Source organism: Streptomyces sp. NBC_01089 (assembly GCF_045162975.1).
Classification (GTDB): domain Bacteria; phylum Actinomycetota; class Actinomycetes; order Streptomycetales; family Streptomycetaceae; genus Streptomyces.
Window position 1 is genome coordinate 1517848 of record NZ_CP108660.1, and the last position, 18206, is coordinate 1536053.

Here is an 18206-nt window from a genome sequence, read left to right on the forward strand (position 1 = left end):
GTGGCCGGGCCCCGTGGGTCAGTCCCGTGCGGCCAGAGCGTCCAACTCGGCCATGATCGGCCGGAGTTCACGCCTGACGAGGCGAGTCACCGTCAGAGGACTCGGCAGGCGCAGCGTCGTCGGGTCGAACCGTGTGAAGCCGGCCTTCCAGTCCGGGGCGAACACCACGACACCCTTGAGTACGAAGTCCCAGCGCAGCCGCTTCCGGCCGTTGAGCAGGACTTCCCAGCGCGGGCGGTGCGGACGGGCGGGTTGCGGGTAGTCCGGCAGCGCGGGCAGCGGCGGCCATGAGGTGCCCGGCGCGGGTGTCTCGGTACGTGAGCGCCGCTCGTACTCCACAGCGACCGCCTCCCGGAAACGCTGGTAGGTCACGGCGTCGGAGTAGACCACCAGGACCAGCCGGGTGGGCGGCAGGAGCCGCACCGCCTCGGTAAACTCCCAGACCGTTCCCGGTCCTGGACCCACCGACATCAGCACCACATGCGCTCCGGCGATCAGCCCGCTGACGGTGGCCTGCCAGTCGTCGAGGGGAAGTTGCCCGCGGACCGCACCGGCCGGGGGCAGGTGCTCCCCCGGTCTGCCGACCGCGATGACACGGCCCAGTCGCCCGAAGCGGCGTACCAGCGCCTCCTCGTGGGTCAGCCCGGAGAGAAAGAACAGGTTCGGCGGCTGGGCCCCGCCGCTCTGGACGTCCGTGTTCAGCGAGGCCATCTCGGAGTCGTTGGAGAAGGGGCGCAGATACAGGACGTAGCGGGAGTCGGGCAGCGCGTCGAAGGAGTCGATGACATCGGCGGCGTACCGCTTGCCCCGTACGACAAGGCGGCGGCCGGCCCCGAAGACTGCCAGGCCCACCAGGAGCGCCACCAGGCCCCCGAGCCCGCGCAGCCACCAGGCGAGTTGCGTCACCTCCGACAGGTGGTCACTGTGGAATCCGGAGCTGAGGACCAGCCAGCCGGGCAGGCCGAGCGCCGCCCCCGCCAGCCGCAGGGCCCACCCGCCGACGACAAGCCTGCGCCCTCTTGCCGCAGGCTCCGTGTCACGGAGTAACGGCTTTCCCGGCACACCCAAGACGACACCCCCGTACCCCTGCATGCCGCTGCTCGGGTTCCAGCCTAGCCGTCACGCTTAGCGTGCACATGACCTTCGCGTACGGGCGTCCGTGTCTGCCTTCACGCGCGGGCCGGCGGGTCAGCCCGCCAGTGGGGTCGCCAGATCGAACAGCTGGTTGGCGGGGCGCGGCAGGCCGTAGTGCTCGCGCAGTGTGCGCCCCGTGTACTCGGTGCGGAACAGTCCGCGCTCCTGGAGGATCGGCACCACCTGGTCCACGAAGGTCTCCAGGCCGGAGGGGAGCACGGCCGGCATGATGTTGAAACCGTCGGCCGCTCCCCTGTCGTACCAGTGCTCGATGGTGTCGGCCACCTGCACCGCCGTGCCCGCGAAGGTGCGGTGGCCGCGGCCGCCGCCCAGTCGTCCGATGAGCTGTCGTACCGTCAGCCGCTCGCGCCTGGCCAGCTCCACGACGAGGGTGTACCGGCTCTTCGCTCCCTCGATCTCGTCCTCGGTGGGGATGTCGTCGGGCAGCTCCTCGTCGAGTGCCAGGTCGTCCGGGGCGATCCGCAGCCGCTCCGCCAGCTGCCGCTTGGCGTAGTCGGGCACGATCAGCCGGTCCAGTTCGGCGTCCAGTTCCCGTGCCTGGGCCTCGGTGTCCCCGATGACCGGGACGATCCCCGGCAGGATGCGGATGCCCTCCGGATCGCGGCCCGCGGCCTGTGCGCGCCGCTTGACGTCCTGGTAGAAGGCGATGCCCTCCTCCAGGGTCTGCTGCGCGGTGAACACCGCCTCCGCGTAACGGGCGGCGAAGTCCTTGCCGTCCTCGCTGGAGCCCGCCTGCACCAGCAGCGGATAGCCCTGCGGCGGGCGCTGGACGTTCAGCGGTCCGTCGACGCGGAAGTACTCGCCACTGTGGTCGATCCGGCGTACCCGGTCCGCCAGCGCGTGCACCCCGCGCTCCTTGTCGGCCACCACCGCGTCGTCGGCCCAGCTGTCCCACAGTTTGGTCGACACCTCGACGAACTCGGCGGCCCTGCGGTACCGGTCGTGGTGGAGCGGGGTGTCGTCCAGGCCGAAGTTGCGGGCCGCGTCGGCGCCCGCGGTGGTGACGATGTTCCAGCCCGCCCGGCCACCGGAGACATGGTCGAGCGAGGCGAACCTGCGGGCCAGATTGTACGGCTCGTTGTAGCTGGTGGACGCGGTGGCGATGAGACCGATGTGCTCGGTGGCGCCGGCCAGCGCGGTGAGCAGGACGGTGGGCTCCAGCTTGGCCGACGGCCGCCTGCCGGGGTCGCCCATCAGGACGGGGCTGTCGGCGAGGAACACCGAGTCGAGTCTGCCGCGCTCGGCGATCCGGGCGAGGTTCTTGTAGTGCTCGATATCGGAGTCGGCGCGCGCCGGACTCTCGGCGAGCCGCCAGGACGCCTCGTGGTGGCCGGTGGACATCAGGAACGCGTTCAGGTGCAGCGGGGCGCGGCCGGGGGTGGCTCCGGGGTTGCGGTTGTGATTGCGGTCGCTGGGCATGGCGGGGTCGTCTCCTCAGGAGGTACGGGTGGGTACGGGGGCGTGCTCGGGGCTGGGACTGGGCCGGGGCGCGGACTGCGCTCAGGGCTACGACCCGGGCCGCGGCTCGGCCTCGGTGACGCCCAGCGCGGCCAGCAGGGTGTCGCGGTACTCCTGGAACCGGGGATCGCGCCGGGTCCTGGGCGCCGCGAGGCCGATCGTCAGGTCGAGCGAGATCCGGCCTTCGTCCAGGACCAGCACCCGGTCGGCGAGTTCGACCGCCTCGTCGACGTCATGGGTGACCAGCAGCACGGCCGGCCGGTGGCGTTCGTACAGCTCGCGCAGCAGTCCGTGCATCTTGATCCGGGTGAGGGCGTCCAGCGCCCCGAACGGCTCGTCGGCGAGGAGCAGTTCGGGATCGCGTACCAGGGCGCGGGCGAGTGCGGCCCGCTGCTGTTCCCCGCCGGAGAGTTCGTGCGGCCAGGACCGTTCGCGGCCCGCGAGGCCGACCTCGTCGAGCGCGGTCAGTCCGCGCTCCCGGGTGCCTGGGCCGCGTATCCCGAGCACCACGTTGTCCAGCAGGCGCAGCCAGGGCAGCAGCCGGGAGTCCTGGAACGAGAGCGACACGCGGTCGGGGACGTCGAGTCCGCCGGAGCCTTCGACCGCGTGGTCGAGGCGGGCCACGGCGCGCAGCAGCGTGGACTTGCCCGAGCCGCTGCGGCCGAGCAGAGCGGTGAACTCACCCTGGCCCAGGGTGAGATCGAGCCCGTGCAGGATGGTGCGGTCGCCGAAGCGGCGCACCAGGTTCGTCATCCGTACGGCCGGCCGTGTACCGGTCAGCCCGCCAGGGTGCGTCGCCATGACAGCGCCCTCCTTCCGATCGCCTGGACCAGGGCGTCCGAGACGAAGCCGAAGATCCCGTAGACGACGAGACCCACGATGATCACGTCGGACTGGGCGTACTGCTGGGCCTGGAACATCATGTAGCCGATTCCGCTCGTGGCGTTGATCTGCTCGACCACGATCAGGCCGAGCCAGGAGGCGGTCACCCCGAGCCGCAGCCCGACGAAGAAGCCGGGCAGCGAGCCGGGGCCGATCACCTTGCGGATGAACTGGAGGCGGCCGAGTCCGAGGGATTCCGCCAGCTCCACATACCTGCTGTCGATGCCGGTCAGTGCCGCGTACGTGTTGACGTACACGGTCACCGCGACACCGAGGGCGATGACGGTGACCTTCATCTGCTCACCGATGCCGAGCCAGAGGATCAGCAGCGGCAGCATCGCCAGCGAGGGGATGGCCCGCTTGATCTGGAGCGGGCCGTCGAGCAGATACTCCCCGGTGCGGCTCAGCCCCGCCGCCACCGCGAGGGCCGTACCGGACGCCACCCCGAAGAGGAGGCCGAGCCCGGCGCGCTGGAGCGAGATCAGTACGTTCGTCTGGAGCCGTCCGTCGGCGGCCAGGTCACCGGCGGTGGAGAGCACGGTGCCGGGGCCGGAGAGGATCCGCGGGTCGAGACAGCCGAGGGCCGACGCGGCCCACCAGACGGCGACCACCAGCACCGGACCGATCAGCCGGCCGAAGGGCAGGGCACGTCCGGGCCCCAGCCGCCTGCGGGCGGTGCGGCCGGCCTGCCGGGTCCGGGGCGGCAACTCCTGGACACCGGCCTCCGGGGGCACCGCCTCATCGACGCGGGCACCCGGGGGCGCCGCCTCATCGACGCGGGCATCCGCGGGCGCCGGCCCCTGGACGCGGGCGTCCGGCAGTACTTCGGTCATGATCCCTCCCGGTAGGCGGCGGGTACGGCCGCTGCCGCGATCCGCTCGAAGCGCCGGTCGAACAGCTTGGTGACGTCCTGCCGGGGCACGAAGCCGCCCGCGGCCATCAGGTCCGCGGTCTCCTGCTCCCAGGCGATCGCCCGGTCCCAGCGTGTGGTGAAGACCGGCCTGCCCAGGGAGGCGACGATGCGCTTGCCGTCCGCGGCCGTGACGCCCTGGTCCTTCACGTAGTACCGGTCGATCCACCGCCCGGGGTTCTCCCAGGCCCAGACCTGGCCGCGGGCCCACACCGGGATGAACTCGCGGACGGCAGCGGCCCTGGCCGGGTCGTCCAGCACCGCGTCGGGCGCCCAGAGAACGGTGAGCAGGTCGACCACGTCGGTGTGGACGTCCCGGGCGCCGTCCTTCGCGTACTGACCGAGGTACTTGGTGAGCGTGGGCTCCGCCAGCGGGGCCACATCCACCTGCCGGGACTGGAGCGCGGTGAGGAACTGGGTGCTGGGCAGGGGCACGAGCGTGACGTCGCTGTTGCGCAGCCCGGCCTTCTTCAACGCCCGCAGGACGACGACGCCCTGCGCCTGGCCCTGCGAGAAGCCGATCTTCTTGCCGCGGAAATCGGCGGCCGACCTGATCGGCGAGCCGGGGGCGGTGGCGAAGACGTACGAGGGGTGGTTGCGCTCCTGGACCGCGACGATCCGTGCGCCGACCCCGATCGCCGCGGCCTGGATCGGGGGAATTCCCGCATTGACCGCGAGGTCGATGGAGTGCGCCCTGAATCCCTGGATGATATCGGGGCCCGCATTCAGATTGGGCCAGTCGGAAACGGTGAACCGCAGTTCCTTTGTCAGCCCGGCCGGGGCCAGTTGCAGTTGTGTGGTGCGCACCGCCACCGAAAGTTTCGTTCCTGGCGGCGGGGCTCCTGACGGGAGCTTTCCGAGCGGTTTGTGGCCGGCTGTCGTGGTGGTCTGTGGAGCGCAGCCGGCGAGGCCGAGTGCCGCTCCGCCCAGGAGGGCGAGCAGGGACCTGCGGCCGACGGGCGCCGATGGCGGGGAAGAAGCTGACATGGTGATTCCTGATCAGTGGGCGGACCGCGTCACCGCGTACGGGGCAACGGGTTCAGAGCGAGAGGTAGTTGCCGTCGTGGAAGACCAGCGGGCTGCTGCCTTCGTCGAGCCAGGAGTCCTCGACCCGGGCCACCACGATCCGGTGGTCCCCGGCCGGCACGATCTGCTCGACGCCGATCCGCAGCCAGCCGGCCACCCCGCCGAGCACCGGCTCGCCGCCGGGCAGCCGCCGCCACTCGGTCGGCGCGGCGAATCTGTCGATGCCGCTTGTCGCGAACGTCCTGGCCAGCGACTCCTGTTCGGAGCCGAGGAAGTTGACGACGGCTGTCGTGGCACGCTCGATGTGCGGCCAGGACGAGGCGGTCACCGCGATGCCGAAGGACACCAGCGGAGGGTCGAGGGAGAGCGACGTGAGCGAGGTCGCGGTGAACCCGACCGGCCCCTTCCCGGAGTCGGCGGTGACGGCCACCACCCCGGCGGGATACCGGCGGAAGACCTGCCGGAACCGCTCGGGAGGGATGGCGGGCGCGGAGTACGAGGACGGTACGGGGTACGGAGCAGCGGTGACAGTCATGATCTCCCCAGGAGAAATGGGGCCGTCGGGCATGACGGATCGGCACGGCACACCCGGAGGCAGGAAAGCGAAAGGAACAAAGAGACAGCGCAAAGAGAGACAGCGCGGGGGCGGAACCACAGCAATTCCGCGCGCTCTTCAGCAGGCGTGGGCCGAACGCCCAGCGGCTATCGGGACACCCCGGCGTGGCGACAACAGAAAAGGCGGGCGAAGAGGCCGGCCGGCCCGACCGCGCAGCAGCAGCCGCATGCCCCACGGGACATGTACGGGGAAATCCGCTGCGATCCGGTCATGAATCCATCCTCGCGTCCTGTTTCCCGCCGGGTCAACAATGCAACGTTCTGAATTAATTCGGCCGCGCGCCGCCGGGGCTGGAGTCGGGTCAGCACACAGCGGTCACCGCGGGCCAGGGGCCGAGCGGGTCCGCGTACAGGGCGCCCAGCGCCACCGCACCGCCCGCGGTGGCCAGCACCGAACCGGTGAAACTGCCCGGCACGATGGCCTGTTCGGGGTCGTCGCAGACCAGGGAACGTGCGCCCGCCTCCGCCCGCAGGGCGGCCAGACACTCCGGCAGCCGGGCGGCCGCCGGTTCGACGACCACCAGGATCTCGGGGTCGAAGGTGTCGAGCAGCAGGGCCACAGCCCGGCCGACGTACCGGGCCCGCTGCCCGAAGAGCTCGCGTGCACGGGGTTCACCGGCCAGGGCGAGATCGAGCAGCTCCCTGAACGTCGGTACGCGCAGGCCCTGTTCGGCCGTCATGCCCAGCAGGGCGGACTCCGATGCCACCGAGTGAAGACAGCCGGGCCTGGCGCACACACAGGACATCGCGGCACCGGCCCGGCCGACCTGGCCATCCGGGCCGACCGGGCCGACCGGCAGATGCGCGACGCTCCCGGCCCCGGCGCGCGGCCCCAGATGGACCGTTCCCGCGGAGGTGAAGGCCGCGTCGATGACCGCGCCCACGAAGAGCAGGACCGCGCTGCTGCGGGTGGTCACCTGACCGAACATCTGCTCCGCGCGCGCCAACGCCCGTGCGTGGCTGTCGACATGGACCGGCAGCCCGGTGGCGGCGGCGAGGTACTCCCGTACGGGCACATCGCGCCAGCCCAGTTGGGGGTGGTGCACGATCGTCCCGGCCGCGGGGTCGACCCGGTTCCCGGTGGCCACCCCGAGTCCGAGCACCGTACGGCCGTCCGCGTGCGCGGCCACCAGCCCGGGCAGCCGCGCGGCCAGCGCGCTCAGCACCCGCCGGGGGTCCGTGTCCCGGTGCGGCTGCCGGTCCTCGGAGACGACCCGGCCCCGCAGGTCCATCAGGGAGAGCGTCGAGTGGGCCACGGCGATATGCGCACCGGCCACCAGGCACTGACCGGTGTCGATCTCCACCGGGATGTGCGGCCGCCCGAGACCGCGTGGCCCGGCCGTCTCGGCGGCCTCCCGGATCAGCCCACGTGCCAGCAGCTGTCTGGAGTGGCCGGTGACCGACGCGGGCGACAGCCCGGTGAGACGGGCCACGGTGGAGCGGGCGACGGGGCCGTGGTCGAGGATCGCGCCGAGCACCGCACCGGTGGCGGTGCCGGCCCGCCGCTGCGGGCCGGCGGCCGGTATGTCGGAGCGGCGGACGGGAGCGGTGCGACGGACAGGGACGGGGCGGCGGGCGGGAGCGGGCGTACGGTCCACGGATGGCATCCCGGTACTCGGTGGGGGTGGCACTCCAGCTGGGGCTCCGGTGCGGGAGCCCCACGGCAGACCGCGCCGACGGGGCCGCCGGCGGAGCGCTGCTTCTTCCAGGGGGCGCCGCGCCGTCCGGTGCAACCGGTGCGGGGAGGTGTCGTCAGCGGGCGGCGCCGTACAGACGGTGCGTTCAGGCCCGGTGACACGCAGCGGAGCACACACGCTTGAGGTCGACATGACCACGCGTCGTCAGGTGTGCGGAGGGCTGCATGGCGCGCAACGTATCCGGCACGGCCGAACCCGGTCAAACCATCGACCACATCATGGACAGCGGCCGACGAGCGGCTTTTCTTTTACGAGTAAAACACCTGCTAAGCTTTTACTATGCCGAAGCACGCCAGGAGACAACAGGCAGGGAGACGACAAGGGGGAGCGCGGCTCCCCCGGACCCGCCCGCTCCCCCTGCGGTCCACGCTCCAGCTGAGACGCCCCGTCGACATCTGGCACAAACCCGCGCTCAGCGCCGCGGTGGCGCTCGCCGTACCCGACGCGGTGCTCCTCACGCTCGGCCGGATGGACCTCGTCCTCTACACATCGGCCGGGGCCATGTGTGCCCTGTACGCACACGGTCTGCCGTACGCGGCGCGCGCCCGCACCCTGCTGTGGGTGGTGCTCGGCATGGTCGCGAGCCTCGGTGCCGCGCTGCTGTCCGCTTCGCTGGTCACCTCGCCCGTACTGCTGGTGCTGCTCGCCTCGCTGCTGGCCGCCCTCCACAAAACGGTCTGCGACGCGACCCGGATAGGGCCGCCCGGCAATCTGATCTTCACGTTCATCGCCGCGTCCGCCTTCTTCGTGCCCCAGCACCTGGGACAGGTGCCCTTCCATCTGGCGCTCGCGCTCGGCGGCGGAGCGGTGGCCTGGGCCGTCGGGATGGCTCCGGCGCTGGTGCGGCCGCACGGACCGGAGCGGATCGCCGTCGCCCGGGCCCTGGAGGCGGCCGCCGCGCTGTGGCGGGCCGAGCAGCAGGGCGGCCTCGCCGGCCGGCACGCCACCGCGACCGCCGTCCATGCCGCCCGGCGCACCCTCGCTCTGGTCCGGCCGGAAGTCCGGCCGGGCAGCGGCGATGAGCGGACCGCACCGGAACAGGCCGAATCGGAGCGGGCCGCACTGGAACGGCTGCTCGTCCACGCGGAGTCCGCGCTGGCCGCACCCGCCGCGCTCGCCGCACCCGGCGTACCCGTCACACCGGCGCCGGATCCGGACAGCGAAGGGCAGCGGTGCGCGGACCTGGCGCGCGTCCTGCGGCGCGGCCGGTCACTGCCCCCGGCCGTGCTCACCCCCGCCGACGACCGGATTCTCGCCCTCCGGCCGGGCCCTCCGCCGCCCGGCCGCGCCCCCGGGGTGCGCCAGGTGCTGGCACGGCTGCGTCCTGGGTCACCGCTGCTGCCCATCGGGGCGCGGGTGGCCGTCGGCTGTGCGCTCGCGGGCTGGGCCTCGCTCGCCGTCGGGGTGGGGCATCCGTACTGGGCCGTGGTCACCGCCGCCTCGCTCTTCCAGGCCAACACCACGCTCTCCTGGCAGCGGGCCGTGCAGCGCCTCATCGGCAACGTACTCGGCCTCGCCCTGTTCTTCGCGCTCCTGCCGCTGATCCACACCGGCCAACTCACCATGGTGGCGCTGGCGCTGGCCTTCCAGATCGGCGCGGAGGCCCTCATCACCCGCAACTACTGGCTGGGTTCGGTGTGCGTCACCCCGATGGCGCTGCTGCTGACCCAGCTCGGCGCCACCCTGCCCGCCCGCACCCTGATCGCGGACCGCGCGCTCGACACCCTGATGGGCGCGGCCCTGGGGCTGCTCTGCTGTCTGCTGGTCACCAACCGCCGGGCCACCGACCGTATCGAAGCGGCCCTGGCCCACGTCACGGCGACCGAGGCCGCCGCACGGCGCATCGTCGAACTGCGGGCCGTCCCCGACCACACGACCGGGTGGGCCCGGGACCGTCTGGCACTCGCGCTGGTGGAGCTGCACGAGGCCGCCGACGTCGCCGCCGGTGAGTGGTGGCAACGCGCCCTGCCCGCCGGACCGGTGGCCACCGCGGAACAGGACGGCCACCGCACCCTCGCCCTGCTGGTACGCCACACCGCGCCGTCCGCACCGGCCGCTTAGGGAGACGGCTCGCCCAGGGGGCAGAATCGACCCCGACCGAGAGCGAGGAGGGTGTACATGGCCGAGGACATCGTCGCGGGGGTGATCCGGCAATGGGAGCAGGTGCTGCCCGGGCTCGACACCGACCCGATGGCGGTGATCGGACGGCTCAACCGCTGCTCCGCACTGCTGCAGCAGGCCGCCGACGCACCGCTCCGGCGGGAAGGGCTCTCCCGGCCGGAATTCGACGTACTCGGCACCCTGCGCAGGGTGGACCGTGAGCTGACGCCGGGCCGGATCGCCCGCGAGACCTTCGCGTCGGGGGCCGCGGTGACCAAGCGCGTACGGCAGCTGGAGGAGCGGGGGCTCGTCGCCCGGCGCCCCGACGACCGCGACCGCCGTGTCTCGCACCTCTCCCTCACCGATGAGGGGCGCACGCTCCTCGACCGGCTGCTCCCCGTCCAGCTGCGGTACGAGGCGGCGCTGCTCGACGGGATCGACGCCCGGGGCCGGGCCGAGCTGTCCGATGCGCTGAGCGAACTGCTGGTGCTGCTGGAAGGGCGGCTGGGCAGCATCGTGGAGTGAGCCGGCACGTCGCACGCCCCGGCGCCCCGCCACCGGGACCGTTCACCGCGGCGCCGGGGCGGTTCACCGGGAAGCCGGGACCGTTCACCGCGGCGCCGGGGCCGTTCACCGGGGCGCCGGGGCACTCCGGTCGGGGCCGAGGTGTACGGGGAGTTCGAGCACCCCGTTCCCCACGAAGCCCGAGAGCCGGGGCAACTCCCCCTCGGGGACGGCCTGTTCGAGTTGGGGGAAGCGGGTGAAGAGCCGTTCCAGGGCGATGGTGGCCTCCAGCCGGGCCAGCGGAGCGCCCGGACAGACGTGCGGGCCGTGCCCGAAGGAGAGATGGCGGGCGTCCCGGGTGAGGTCGAACCGGTCGGCGTCGGGTCCGTGGGCGGCCGGGTCGCGGCCGGCCGCCGTGTATCCGGCCAGTACCGGGGTGCCGGGCTGGATCACCGTGCCACCGACGGTCAGTTCGCGGGTCGGGTAGCGGAACGGGAAGAAGCTGACCGGGCTGTCCCAGCGCAGCGTCTCCTCCACGGCGTCCAGCCAGGTGGCCCGGCCCGCCAGCACCAGGTCGAGCTGCTCCCGGTGGGCGCAGAGCGCCCGTACGGTGTTGACGATGAGGTTGAGCGTCGTCTCATGACCGGCCACGATCATCAGGAGCAGGGTGCCGGTCAGCTCCGGCTCGCTCAGCCGGTCGCCGTCCTCCTCACGGGCCGCGATCAGCGCGCTGGTGAGATCGTCGCCGGGCCGCTCGCGCCGCGCCGCCACGACCGCGGCCAGCACCGCGGCCATCTCCTGATTGGCTGCCACCACGTCCTCGGGTCCGATCCCGGTGGAGACCACCTGCTCGGAGAGGTGGTGCAGCCGCTCCCGGTGCTCGGGGCCGACACCGAGAAGCTCGCTGATGACGCCCATCGGGAGCGGCAGCGCGTAATGGCCGCGCAGATCGACCGTGCCGTCCCCGCCCGCCGCTGCCGCCGCACCAGCCGCTTCCGCCGCCCTGTCGAGCAGTCCGGCGGCCAGCGTCTCGATCCGCGGCCGCAGCGACTCCACCCGGCGGCCGGTGAACGCCCGGCTCACCAGGCGCCGCAGCCTGCGGTGGTCGGCGCCGTCGGCCGTGGTCATGGACCGTACGGTGGCGAACGTCCGCAACGGCCAGCCCTCCCCGATGCGCCCCTCGCGGAGCGCCGTGAAGTGCTGCGGCCCCTTGGCGACATCGGGGTGCGTGAGGAACTCCTTGAGCGTCGCGTGCCCGAGGACCGCCGCGCCGGCGACCTCGCCGGGAAGGACGACCGGGACCACCGCGCCACCGGCCAGCAGCCGCGCGTTGGCGGCGTGCGGGCAGCCGCCGGCCGGGTCCATCCGGTGCGGGGAGACAGGTGAGGTGTTCAACTCGGGACTCCTGACTGGGTCGGGCCGGCTGGATCCGGTGGGTCCTGACCGTCCCGCCGGCGAGCCGGCCGGAGCGGCGTGCGGCCGATCGTGCATGGACCGGCCGTTTCCGGGCACCAGCGGCAGGACAGGAACCCGAGACCCAAGGAACGTACGACAGTGAGCTACCTCTCCACCCCAGGTTCGCCGATATACGACCAGCTGGTCCAGGAGCAGGGCGACGTTCTCGCCGAGGCACGGAAACTCGCCGAGGAAGCCCTCCAGCAGGCGGACCCCGCGCAGTACTGGCAGGGCGCGCTGCCCCAGCGGCGCGCGTCGGAGAGAGTCCCGCAGGGCTGAGCCGTACACCGCTCTACACCGCCCCGCACCCCCGTACCGGGTCCGACTCGCCACCGTTCGGTTGCTTTTCGATCGTGTTGGCCCGGTGACGCAAAGTCTGAATCGGTTTGGTCACGACAGGCAACCCCACCGCCCTCACCACCGTTCTTGATGGGTAGCGATTTCCGGAGGGAAATCGCCGTTCGCACGAGACACGGAGTGAATGACGATGGTCCATCTTTCGGTTGTCGTACCGTGCTACAACGAGGCGGAGGTGATCGGTGACTTCCACACCGCCCTGGTCGCCGCCCTCGAACCGACCGGGGAGACATTCGAGATCTGCTACGTCGACGACGGCAGCGGTGACCGGACCCTGAACGAACTGCGCCGGCTGGCGGCCGACGACACACGGGTGCGCTACACCTCCTTCAGCCGCAACTTCGGCAAGGAGTCGGCGATGCTCGCCGGACTGCGGATGACCGCGGGTGACGCGGCCGTCCTGATGGACGCCGACCTCCAGCACCCGCCCACGCTCCTGCCGCGCATGCTCGATCTGCACCGGCACGGATACGACCAGGTCGTCGCCCAGCGCGACCGTACGGGCGAGGGCGCGCTGCGGACCGCACTCAGCCGCATGTACTACCGGCTCGTCCGGCGCTGCATGGACGTCGAAGTCATCGACGGCGCCGGTGATTTCCGGCTGCTGTCGCGCCGCGCCGTGGACAGTGTGCTGTCCCTCCCGGAGAGCAACCGCTTCTCCAAGGGGATCTTCTCCTGGATCGGTTTCGACACCGTCAGCTTCACCTACCAGAACGTCGAGCGAGCGGCAGGCGAGTCGAAGTGGGGCGGCCGCCATCTGCTCAACTACGGCATCGACGGGCTGCTCTCGTTCAACAGCAAGCCCCTGCGGCTGGCCATCCACACGGGCCTGTGCCTCTTCCTCTCCGCGCTCGTCTACGCGGCGTACATCATCGGGAACGTCGTGCTCGACGGGGTCGACACCCCCGGATACGCGACGCTGCTCACCGCTATCGTCGCGCTCAGCGGGATCCAGCTCGCCACCCTCGGCATCATCGGCGAGTACGTCGGGCGGATCTACCACGAGTCGAAGCGCAGGCCGCACTACGTGGTCAGCGAGACCGACAACAGGCCCAGGGACTTCTCGCCGCGCGCCCCGCTGGAGGCCGCGGGCCAGGTGCGGCCGACCTCATGAGCCCCGACGCGACGCGCCCCTCCCCCGCGCCCGCCCCTCCCCCGCAGGCCGGGCAGCCGGACAGCTCCCCGAAGCCGGCCGCGAAGGCCCGTACATTCGGGCAGTTCGTCACATTCGCGGCGATCGGGGTCGCCAACACCGCTGTCTACTACGCGGTGTTCGCCACGCTGAACCACTGGATGCCGTATCTGGCGGCCCATGTGCTGGGCTGGGCCGTGGGCATCACCGTGTCGTTCCTGCTCAACTCGTACATCACCTGCCGCACCCGCCCCACCTGGCGCGCGTTCGCCCGCTATCCGCTGTCCGGCCTGGTCAATGTCGTGGGCAGCGGAATCCTGCTCTATCTGGCGGTGAGCATGCTCGGGATGAACGAGGACATCGCCGCTGTCGCGGCCGGTGTCCTCGTCACTCCCGTCTCTTTCCTGCTGGCCCGCTGGGCCATCGACTCGGGCGCCGCGGCGCCCGCGCCCGGCGACGAACGGGTCAGGGCAGCCGCTTCGCGTGGGTGACGCGCTCCACGTGGTAGTAGTCGGCGACACAACTGGCGGGCCAGCCGTGCGGTTTCTTCCCGAACGGCTCCAGCATCTTCCCCACGTGGAGCGGCTTGTACGGCAGTACCTTCGCACCGGCCGCCGCCTGCTGCCGCATCCAGTGGTCCTGGCGGTCCCACCTCTCGGCCCTGACGTGCATCTGGTGGCCGAGGGTGTGCAGCGGCGGGGCGAGCGAGACGCAGACCCCGGCGCAGACGACCCCCGCGGCGGCCGTCAGGGCCAGCGCACCGGCCGGGCGCAGCCTGATCGCGCGCCCCAGCAGCGCGCCGATGCCGACGAGCAGCACGACGTACAGCAGCAGATAGTCGTTCCAGGTCCGCTGAGTGGTCAGGACGTGCTTCCCGAACACCGGGTACGTGATGACGGTGCACAGGAAGCCGGAGACCAGGAAGGCCAGCAGCCCGACGCCTGCGATGAGGAACGGGCGGCACGGCAGCAGGACGTCCTGCTTCTGCCGGCGCGCCACCAGCCCGAGCACCAGCCCGGCCGCGACCGCGCCCAGGTACTGCCAGGTCGTCAGGACCGTCCAGAGGATGTGGGCGTACAGGTGCAGCGAGGCGGAGAGCGAGTGGGGGGCCAGCATCGAGGTGCCGGCGCCGAACTTCTCCCGCCGCTCGCGGGAGCCCGGTGACGTCACCAGGAGCAGGACGCCGATGGCCACCCCGGCCATCGTGGCGAGCGCCCAGCGGCGGACGAAGCCCCGTGCGCCGACGGTGAAGACCTGCCCGGCGAAGAGCACGACGCCCGCGAGGACCACCATGACCACCACCGAGGTCTCCTCGGACAGCGTCCCCAGGAAGGTGCCCGCGAACAGGGCGACGACGAGGGCGGCGATCCTGCTCCGGGGGCCGCGGGCGAGCAGCGCAGGGATGACGGCGGCGCAGGCCAGCACGGGCGCCACGGTGTGCGAGACGGAGGCCGCCGGCCAGAAGAACGTCTTGTACGTGTTGGTGGTGGCGAGCAGGAAGACCACGGCGCTGACGGAGGCCACCAGGAGCGGCACGCCGCGCGGCACGGTGAGCCGGCAGGCCCGGACGGCCAGGGCGGCCACCGCCCAAAGCAGCCCCACCATCACTACACCGCTGACCAGTCCGAACCACTGGTGTCCCGGGACCCCGGGCTCGGCGTAGAGGCCGACGAGCCAGCCGTTGGCGATCCGGCCGTTGTCGTGGAAGTAGAACTTGCCGGTGAGCCCGGAGATGCCGTGGTCGCGTACGTACGGCAGGAAGCACCACTCGTCGGCGCTGGGCCGCACATACTGCCCGTACCATGCCGCGGCGGCGAGCAGGCCGAGCGGCACCAGGGAGAGGACGAGCGCCCAGGATCTGGCCAGTTCCCGGAGCGGGCCTTCACGTCCGGGGCCTCTCGACGTCCGGTCTCCGTCGCCCGGTTGCCTGGGGACGGTGACGCTCGATGCGTCGACGGCCATGTGCACCACTGCCTCTCGGGGGATATTGCCGGTCGGCCCCGAAGACGTGATTCGATGCCCGCACGTTCCATCCCGTACCCCCTCAGGACACCTAATTGCCCCGATCGGGTGAAGCCGGGCAGTGCGTCTCCCCCGAGCACGCACTGCCCGGAGGCATCAGGCGACGGAGCCTATCCGGCCGGCGGGCGCCGTCGAGCCGTCGTGGTGGATGGGGGTGTGCGCGCCGGTGAGCGGGACGCCGGTGCCGCCGCGCCGGTGGGCGATGATCTCCGCGCCGATCGAGAGGGCGGTCTCCTCGGGGGTCCTGGCGCCGAGGTCGAGGCCGATGGGCGAGCGCAGGCGGGCCAGTTCGATCTCGGTGACGCCGACGTCGCGGAGCCGGGCGTTCCGGTCGATGTGGGTACGGCGTGAGCCCATCGCGCCCACATAGGCGACCGGCAGGGTGAGGGCCAGTTTCAGCAGCGGCACATCGAACTTGGCGTCGTGCGTGAGGACGCAGAGCGCCGTCCTGCTGTCGACCTCGGTGGACTCCAGATAGCGGTGCGGCCAGTCGACGACGATCTCGTCGGCGTCCGGGAAGCGGGTGGCGGTCGCGAAGACCGGGCGCGCGTCGCAGACAGTGACCCGGTAGCCGAGCAGTTTCCCGACGCTGACCAGGGCCGAAGCGAAATCGATCGCGCCGAAGACGATCATCCGGGGCGGCGGCACACTCGCCTCGACCAGCAGGGTCAGCGGGCGGCCGCAGCGGGAGCCGTCCTCGCCGATCGTGACGGTCTCGGTGCGGCCCGCGTCCAGCAGGGCGAGCGCTTCGGCGACGGCGGTGCGGTCCAGCTCGCGGTGGCCGCCGAGCGTCCCTTCGTACGAACCGTCGGTGTGGACCAGTACGGCGCGGCCGAGCAGGTCGTCGGGGCCTTCGGTGACGCGGGCGACGGCTGCCGACGTGCCCTCGGCGGCAGCGGCCAGCGCGGCCATGTACGTCTGCCGCGAGGGTGCGTCGGCGCGGAGCGGGGTGATCAGTATGTCGATGACTCCGCCGCAGGTCAGACCCACGGCGAAGGCATCCTCGTCGCTGTAGCCGAAGCGTTCGACAACAGGGCGGCCCGTTTCCAGGGACTCTTGGCACAGTTCGTAGACCGCCCCTTCCACACAGCCGCCGGAGACCGACCCGATCGCCGTGCCTTCGGTGTCCACCGCCAGTGCGGCTCCCGGGCGGCGCGGCGCGCTTCCACCGACCGCCACCACGGTGGCGACGGCGAATTCGCGTCCCTGCTCGACCCACCGGTTCAGTTCTTCGGCGATGTCCAGCATGTCGGTCTCCTCACGGATGTGTGAAAGGGGGCGGGCGTCAGCTGACGCCCAGCCAGCTCTCAATGGGATGGAGGGCGAAGTAAGCGAGGAACACTGCGGTGAGTACCCACATCAGCCAGCCGATCTCCCGGAACTTGCCCTGGACGGCCTTGATGAGGACGTGGGAGATGACGCCGGCCGCGATGCCCACGGTGATGGAGTAGGCGAACGGCATCAGAACGGTGGTCAGGAACACCGGGATGGAGGTGGCCTGGTCGTTCCAGTCGATGTGCTTGGCGTTGGTCAGCATCATCGAGCCGATGACGACCAGCGCCGCGGACGCGACCTGGGTGGGGATGAGCTGGGCGAGCGGGGTGAAGACCAGGCAGAGCGCGAAGCCCAGGCCGGTGACGACGCTGGCGAGGCCGGTGCGCGCACCGTCACCGACACCCGCGGTGGACTCGACGAAGACCGTCTGGCCCGAAGCTCCGGCGAGCCCGCCGACGATGCCGCCGGCACCGTCGATGGTCAGGGCCTTGTTGAGGCCCGGCATCTTCCCGTCCTTGTCGACGAGGTTGGCCTGCTGGCCGACACCGATGATCGTGCCGATCGCGTCGAAGAATCCGGCGAGTACGAGGGTGAAGACGATGACGCCGACGGTGATACCGCCGACATGGCCGATACCGCTGAACGAAACACTGCCGAAGAGGCCGAAGTCAGGTGCGCTGACGGGCGAGCCGTGGAGCGCGGGGGCGTTGAGTCCCCAGTCCTTCTGGGAGAGCCCGGCGACCTGGTGGACGATCGCCGCGAAGACGGTGCCGCCGACGATGCCGATCAGGATCGCGCCCGGGACCTTGCGGACCTGGAGTGCGAAGATCAGCAGGAGGGTGACGGCGAAGCAGACCACCGGCCAGCCGGTGAGCATGTCGCTGGTGCCCAACTGGAGCGGCTTCGCTCCGGTGACGCCGCCGGGGCCCTTCATCCCGGTGACGAAACCGGCCTGGATCAGGCCGATGAGGCAGACGAAGAGGCCGATTCCCATGGTGATGGCGTGCTTCAGCGCCAGTGGGATGGCGTTCATGATGAGTTCGCGCAGGCCGGTGACGACCAGCAGCACGATGATGGCGCCGTAGATGAGACACATCGCCATCGCGTTGCCCCAGGTCATCTCCGGAGCGACCTGGTACGCCATCACGGCGGAGACGCCGAGCCCCGCCGCGAGAGCCAGCGGCACATTGCCGATGAAGCCCATCACCAGGGTGGTGACGGCCGCCGCCAGCGCGGTGGCGGTGGTGATCTGGCCGCCGTTGAGATGGTGGCCCGTGACATCGGCCCCGGAGAGGATCACCGGGTTGAGGAGGATGATGTAGGCCATCGCCATGAAGGTGGTGATGCCGCCGCGCACCTCCGTCGCGACTGTGGAGCCTCTCTTCGTTATGTGAAAGTACCGGTCCAGCCAGGACCGTCCGGACGGCTGGCGCGTGCCTGCGCCGGCGTCTTCCGGGACGGTCTCCGGCTCAAGGGACTGCTGGGTCATGGTGCCTACTCCCAAGGTTCAAAGGGGCACCCGCCTGGAGATTGGAGACGCGGGATTTGGGATGTTGCGTGGGCTGCACGACCCGGGGGACGGCCCGAGACGAACTGAGTACTGCACTGTGTGGGGACT

16 protein-coding genes are annotated in these 18206 nt (G+C 71.4%); 5 read left to right on the forward strand and 11 right to left on the reverse strand.

The window, feature by feature from the left end; translation table 11 throughout:
• Positions 1 to 18: 18 nt before the first annotated feature.
• From OG510_RS06750 to OG510_RS06780, 7 genes are all read right to left on the reverse strand, one after another.
• On the reverse strand, positions 19 to 1068 hold the full coding sequence (locus OG510_RS06750; RefSeq protein ID WP_406135855.1) for a hypothetical protein: 1050 nt from the start codon (positions 1066 to 1068) through the stop codon (positions 19 to 21).
• Positions 1069 to 1188: 120 nt separating this feature from the next.
• On the reverse strand, positions 1189 to 2574 hold the full coding sequence (locus OG510_RS06755) for an LLM class flavin-dependent oxidoreductase (RefSeq protein WP_406135856.1): 1386 nt from the start codon (positions 2572 to 2574) through the stop codon (positions 1189 to 1191).
• 87 nt (positions 2575 to 2661) lie between these two features.
• On the reverse strand, positions 2662 to 3414 hold the full coding sequence (locus tag OG510_RS06760; protein WP_406135858.1) for an ABC transporter ATP-binding protein: 753 nt from the start codon (positions 3412 to 3414) through the stop codon (positions 2662 to 2664).
• Positions 3390 to 4328 (reverse strand): ABC transporter permease, encoded by a 939-nt coding sequence (locus tag OG510_RS06765; protein WP_406135859.1) that lies wholly within the window; start codon positions 4326 to 4328, stop codon positions 3390 to 3392. Before OG510_RS06765 ends, OG510_RS06760 begins: the two co-directional genes overlap by 25 nt.
• On the reverse strand, positions 4325 to 5392 hold the full coding sequence (locus OG510_RS06770; protein ID WP_406135860.1) for an ABC transporter substrate-binding protein: 1068 nt from the start codon (positions 5390 to 5392) through the stop codon (positions 4325 to 4327). Before OG510_RS06770 ends, OG510_RS06765 begins: the two co-directional genes overlap by 4 nt.
• A gap of 52 nt (positions 5393 to 5444) precedes the next feature.
• Positions 5445 to 5966, reverse strand: a complete 522-nt coding sequence (locus OG510_RS06775; RefSeq protein WP_406135861.1) for a flavin reductase family protein — start codon at positions 5964 to 5966, stop codon at positions 5445 to 5447.
• Positions 5967 to 6348: 382 nt separating this feature from the next.
• Positions 6349 to 7644, reverse strand: a complete 1296-nt coding sequence (locus tag OG510_RS06780; protein ID WP_406142319.1) for an ROK family protein — start codon at positions 7642 to 7644, stop codon at positions 6349 to 6351.
• A 378-nt stretch (positions 7645 to 8022) separates the two neighbouring features.
• Between OG510_RS06780 and OG510_RS06785 the strand changes: the two genes are divergently transcribed.
• Together OG510_RS06785 and OG510_RS06790 are read left to right on the forward strand one after the other, a co-directional pair.
• Entirely contained in the window at positions 8023 to 9804 is a 1782-nt protein-coding gene (locus OG510_RS06785; RefSeq protein ID WP_406135862.1) for an FUSC family protein, read from the forward strand.
• Positions 9805 to 9861: 57 nt separating this feature from the next.
• On the forward strand, positions 9862 to 10368 hold the full coding sequence (locus OG510_RS06790) for a MarR family winged helix-turn-helix transcriptional regulator (protein ID WP_164266061.1): 507 nt from the start codon (positions 9862 to 9864) through the stop codon (positions 10366 to 10368).
• Between the two features lie 105 nt (positions 10369 to 10473).
• On the opposite strand, the gene OG510_RS06795 is transcribed toward OG510_RS06790, so the two are convergent.
• Positions 10474 to 11712 carry a cytochrome P450 gene (locus tag OG510_RS06795; RefSeq protein ID WP_406142320.1) on the reverse strand — a complete coding sequence of 413 codons (1239 nt, stop codon included), beginning with the start codon at positions 11710 to 11712 and terminating at the stop codon, positions 10474 to 10476.
• A gap of 189 nt (positions 11713 to 11901) precedes the next feature.
• Here OG510_RS06795 and OG510_RS06800 point away from each other — a divergent pair, with 189 nt between their 5' ends.
• The 3 genes from OG510_RS06800 (at position 11902) to OG510_RS06810 (ending at position 13782) form a co-directional block, all read left to right on the forward strand.
• Positions 11902 to 12081, forward strand: a complete 180-nt coding sequence (locus tag OG510_RS06800) for a hypothetical protein (RefSeq protein WP_406135863.1) — start codon at positions 11902 to 11904, stop codon at positions 12079 to 12081.
• Positions 12082 to 12289: 208 nt separating this feature from the next.
• The gene (locus tag OG510_RS06805) at positions 12290 to 13273 is read left to right on the forward strand and encodes a glycosyltransferase family 2 protein (RefSeq protein ID WP_406135864.1); all 984 of its coding nucleotides are present in this window, start codon (positions 12290 to 12292) and stop codon (positions 13271 to 13273) included.
• A complete protein-coding gene (locus tag OG510_RS06810; protein ID WP_406135865.1) occupies positions 13270 to 13782 on the forward strand; it encodes a GtrA family protein in 513 nt (170 codons plus the stop codon). Before OG510_RS06805 ends, OG510_RS06810 begins: the two co-directional genes overlap by 4 nt.
• Here the strand turns inward: OG510_RS06810 and OG510_RS06815 are convergent.
• The 3 genes from OG510_RS06815 to OG510_RS06825 form a co-directional block, all read right to left on the reverse strand.
• Positions 13757 to 15253, reverse strand: coding sequence for a DUF6056 family protein (locus tag OG510_RS06815; RefSeq protein WP_406135866.1), 1497 nt, complete (start codon positions 15251 to 15253; stop codon positions 13757 to 13759). The genes OG510_RS06810 and OG510_RS06815 overlap by 26 nt on opposite strands.
• 156 nt (positions 15254 to 15409) lie before the next feature.
• Entirely contained in the window at positions 15410 to 16561 is a 1152-nt protein-coding gene (locus OG510_RS06820; RefSeq protein ID WP_406135867.1) for an XdhC family protein, read from the reverse strand.
• A gap of 37 nt (positions 16562 to 16598) precedes the next feature.
• Positions 16599 to 18077, reverse strand: a complete 1479-nt coding sequence (locus tag OG510_RS06825) for an NCS2 family permease (protein ID WP_406135869.1) — start codon at positions 18075 to 18077, stop codon at positions 16599 to 16601.
• Between the last annotated feature and the right edge of the window lie 129 nt (positions 18078 to 18206).

Bases quoted from the DNA above. Each gene is read 5' to 3' on its own strand.
- OG510_RS06755 (WP_406135856.1), bottom strand. From the start codon at position 2,574: ATGCCCAGCGACCGCAATCACAACCGCAACCCCGGAGCCACCCCCGGC.
- OG510_RS06760 (WP_406135858.1), bottom strand. From the start codon at position 3,414: ATGGCGACGCACCCTGGCGGGCTGACCGGTACACGGCCGGCCGTACGG.
- OG510_RS06765 (WP_406135859.1), bottom strand. From the start codon at position 4,328: ATGACCGAAGTACTGCCGGACGCCCGCGTCCAGGGGCCGGCGCCCGCG.
- OG510_RS06770 (WP_406135860.1), bottom strand. From the start codon at position 5,392: ATGTCAGCTTCTTCCCCGCCATCGGCGCCCGTCGGCCGCAGGTCCCTG.
- OG510_RS06775 (WP_406135861.1), bottom strand. From the start codon at position 5,966: ATGACTGTCACCGCTGCTCCGTACCCCGTACCGTCCTCGTACTCCGCG.
- OG510_RS06785 (WP_406135862.1), top strand. From the start codon at position 8,023: ATGCCGAAGCACGCCAGGAGACAACAGGCAGGGAGACGACAAGGGGGA.
- OG510_RS06790 (WP_164266061.1), top strand. From the start codon at position 9,862: ATGGCCGAGGACATCGTCGCGGGGGTGATCCGGCAATGGGAGCAGGTG.
- OG510_RS06795 (WP_406142320.1), bottom strand. From the start codon at position 11,712: ATGGACCCGGCCGGCGGCTGCCCGCACGCCGCCAACGCGCGGCTGCTG.
- OG510_RS06805 (WP_406135864.1), top strand. From the start codon at position 12,290: ATGGTCCATCTTTCGGTTGTCGTACCGTGCTACAACGAGGCGGAGGTG.
- OG510_RS06810 (WP_406135865.1), top strand. From the start codon at position 13,270: ATGAGCCCCGACGCGACGCGCCCCTCCCCCGCGCCCGCCCCTCCCCCG.
- OG510_RS06815 (WP_406135866.1), bottom strand. From the start codon at position 15,253: ATGGCCGTCGACGCATCGAGCGTCACCGTCCCCAGGCAACCGGGCGAC.
- OG510_RS06820 (WP_406135867.1), bottom strand. From the start codon at position 16,561: ATGCTGGACATCGCCGAAGAACTGAACCGGTGGGTCGAGCAGGGACGC.
- OG510_RS06825 (WP_406135869.1), bottom strand. From the start codon at position 18,077: ATGACCCAGCAGTCCCTTGAGCCGGAGACCGTCCCGGAAGACGCCGGC.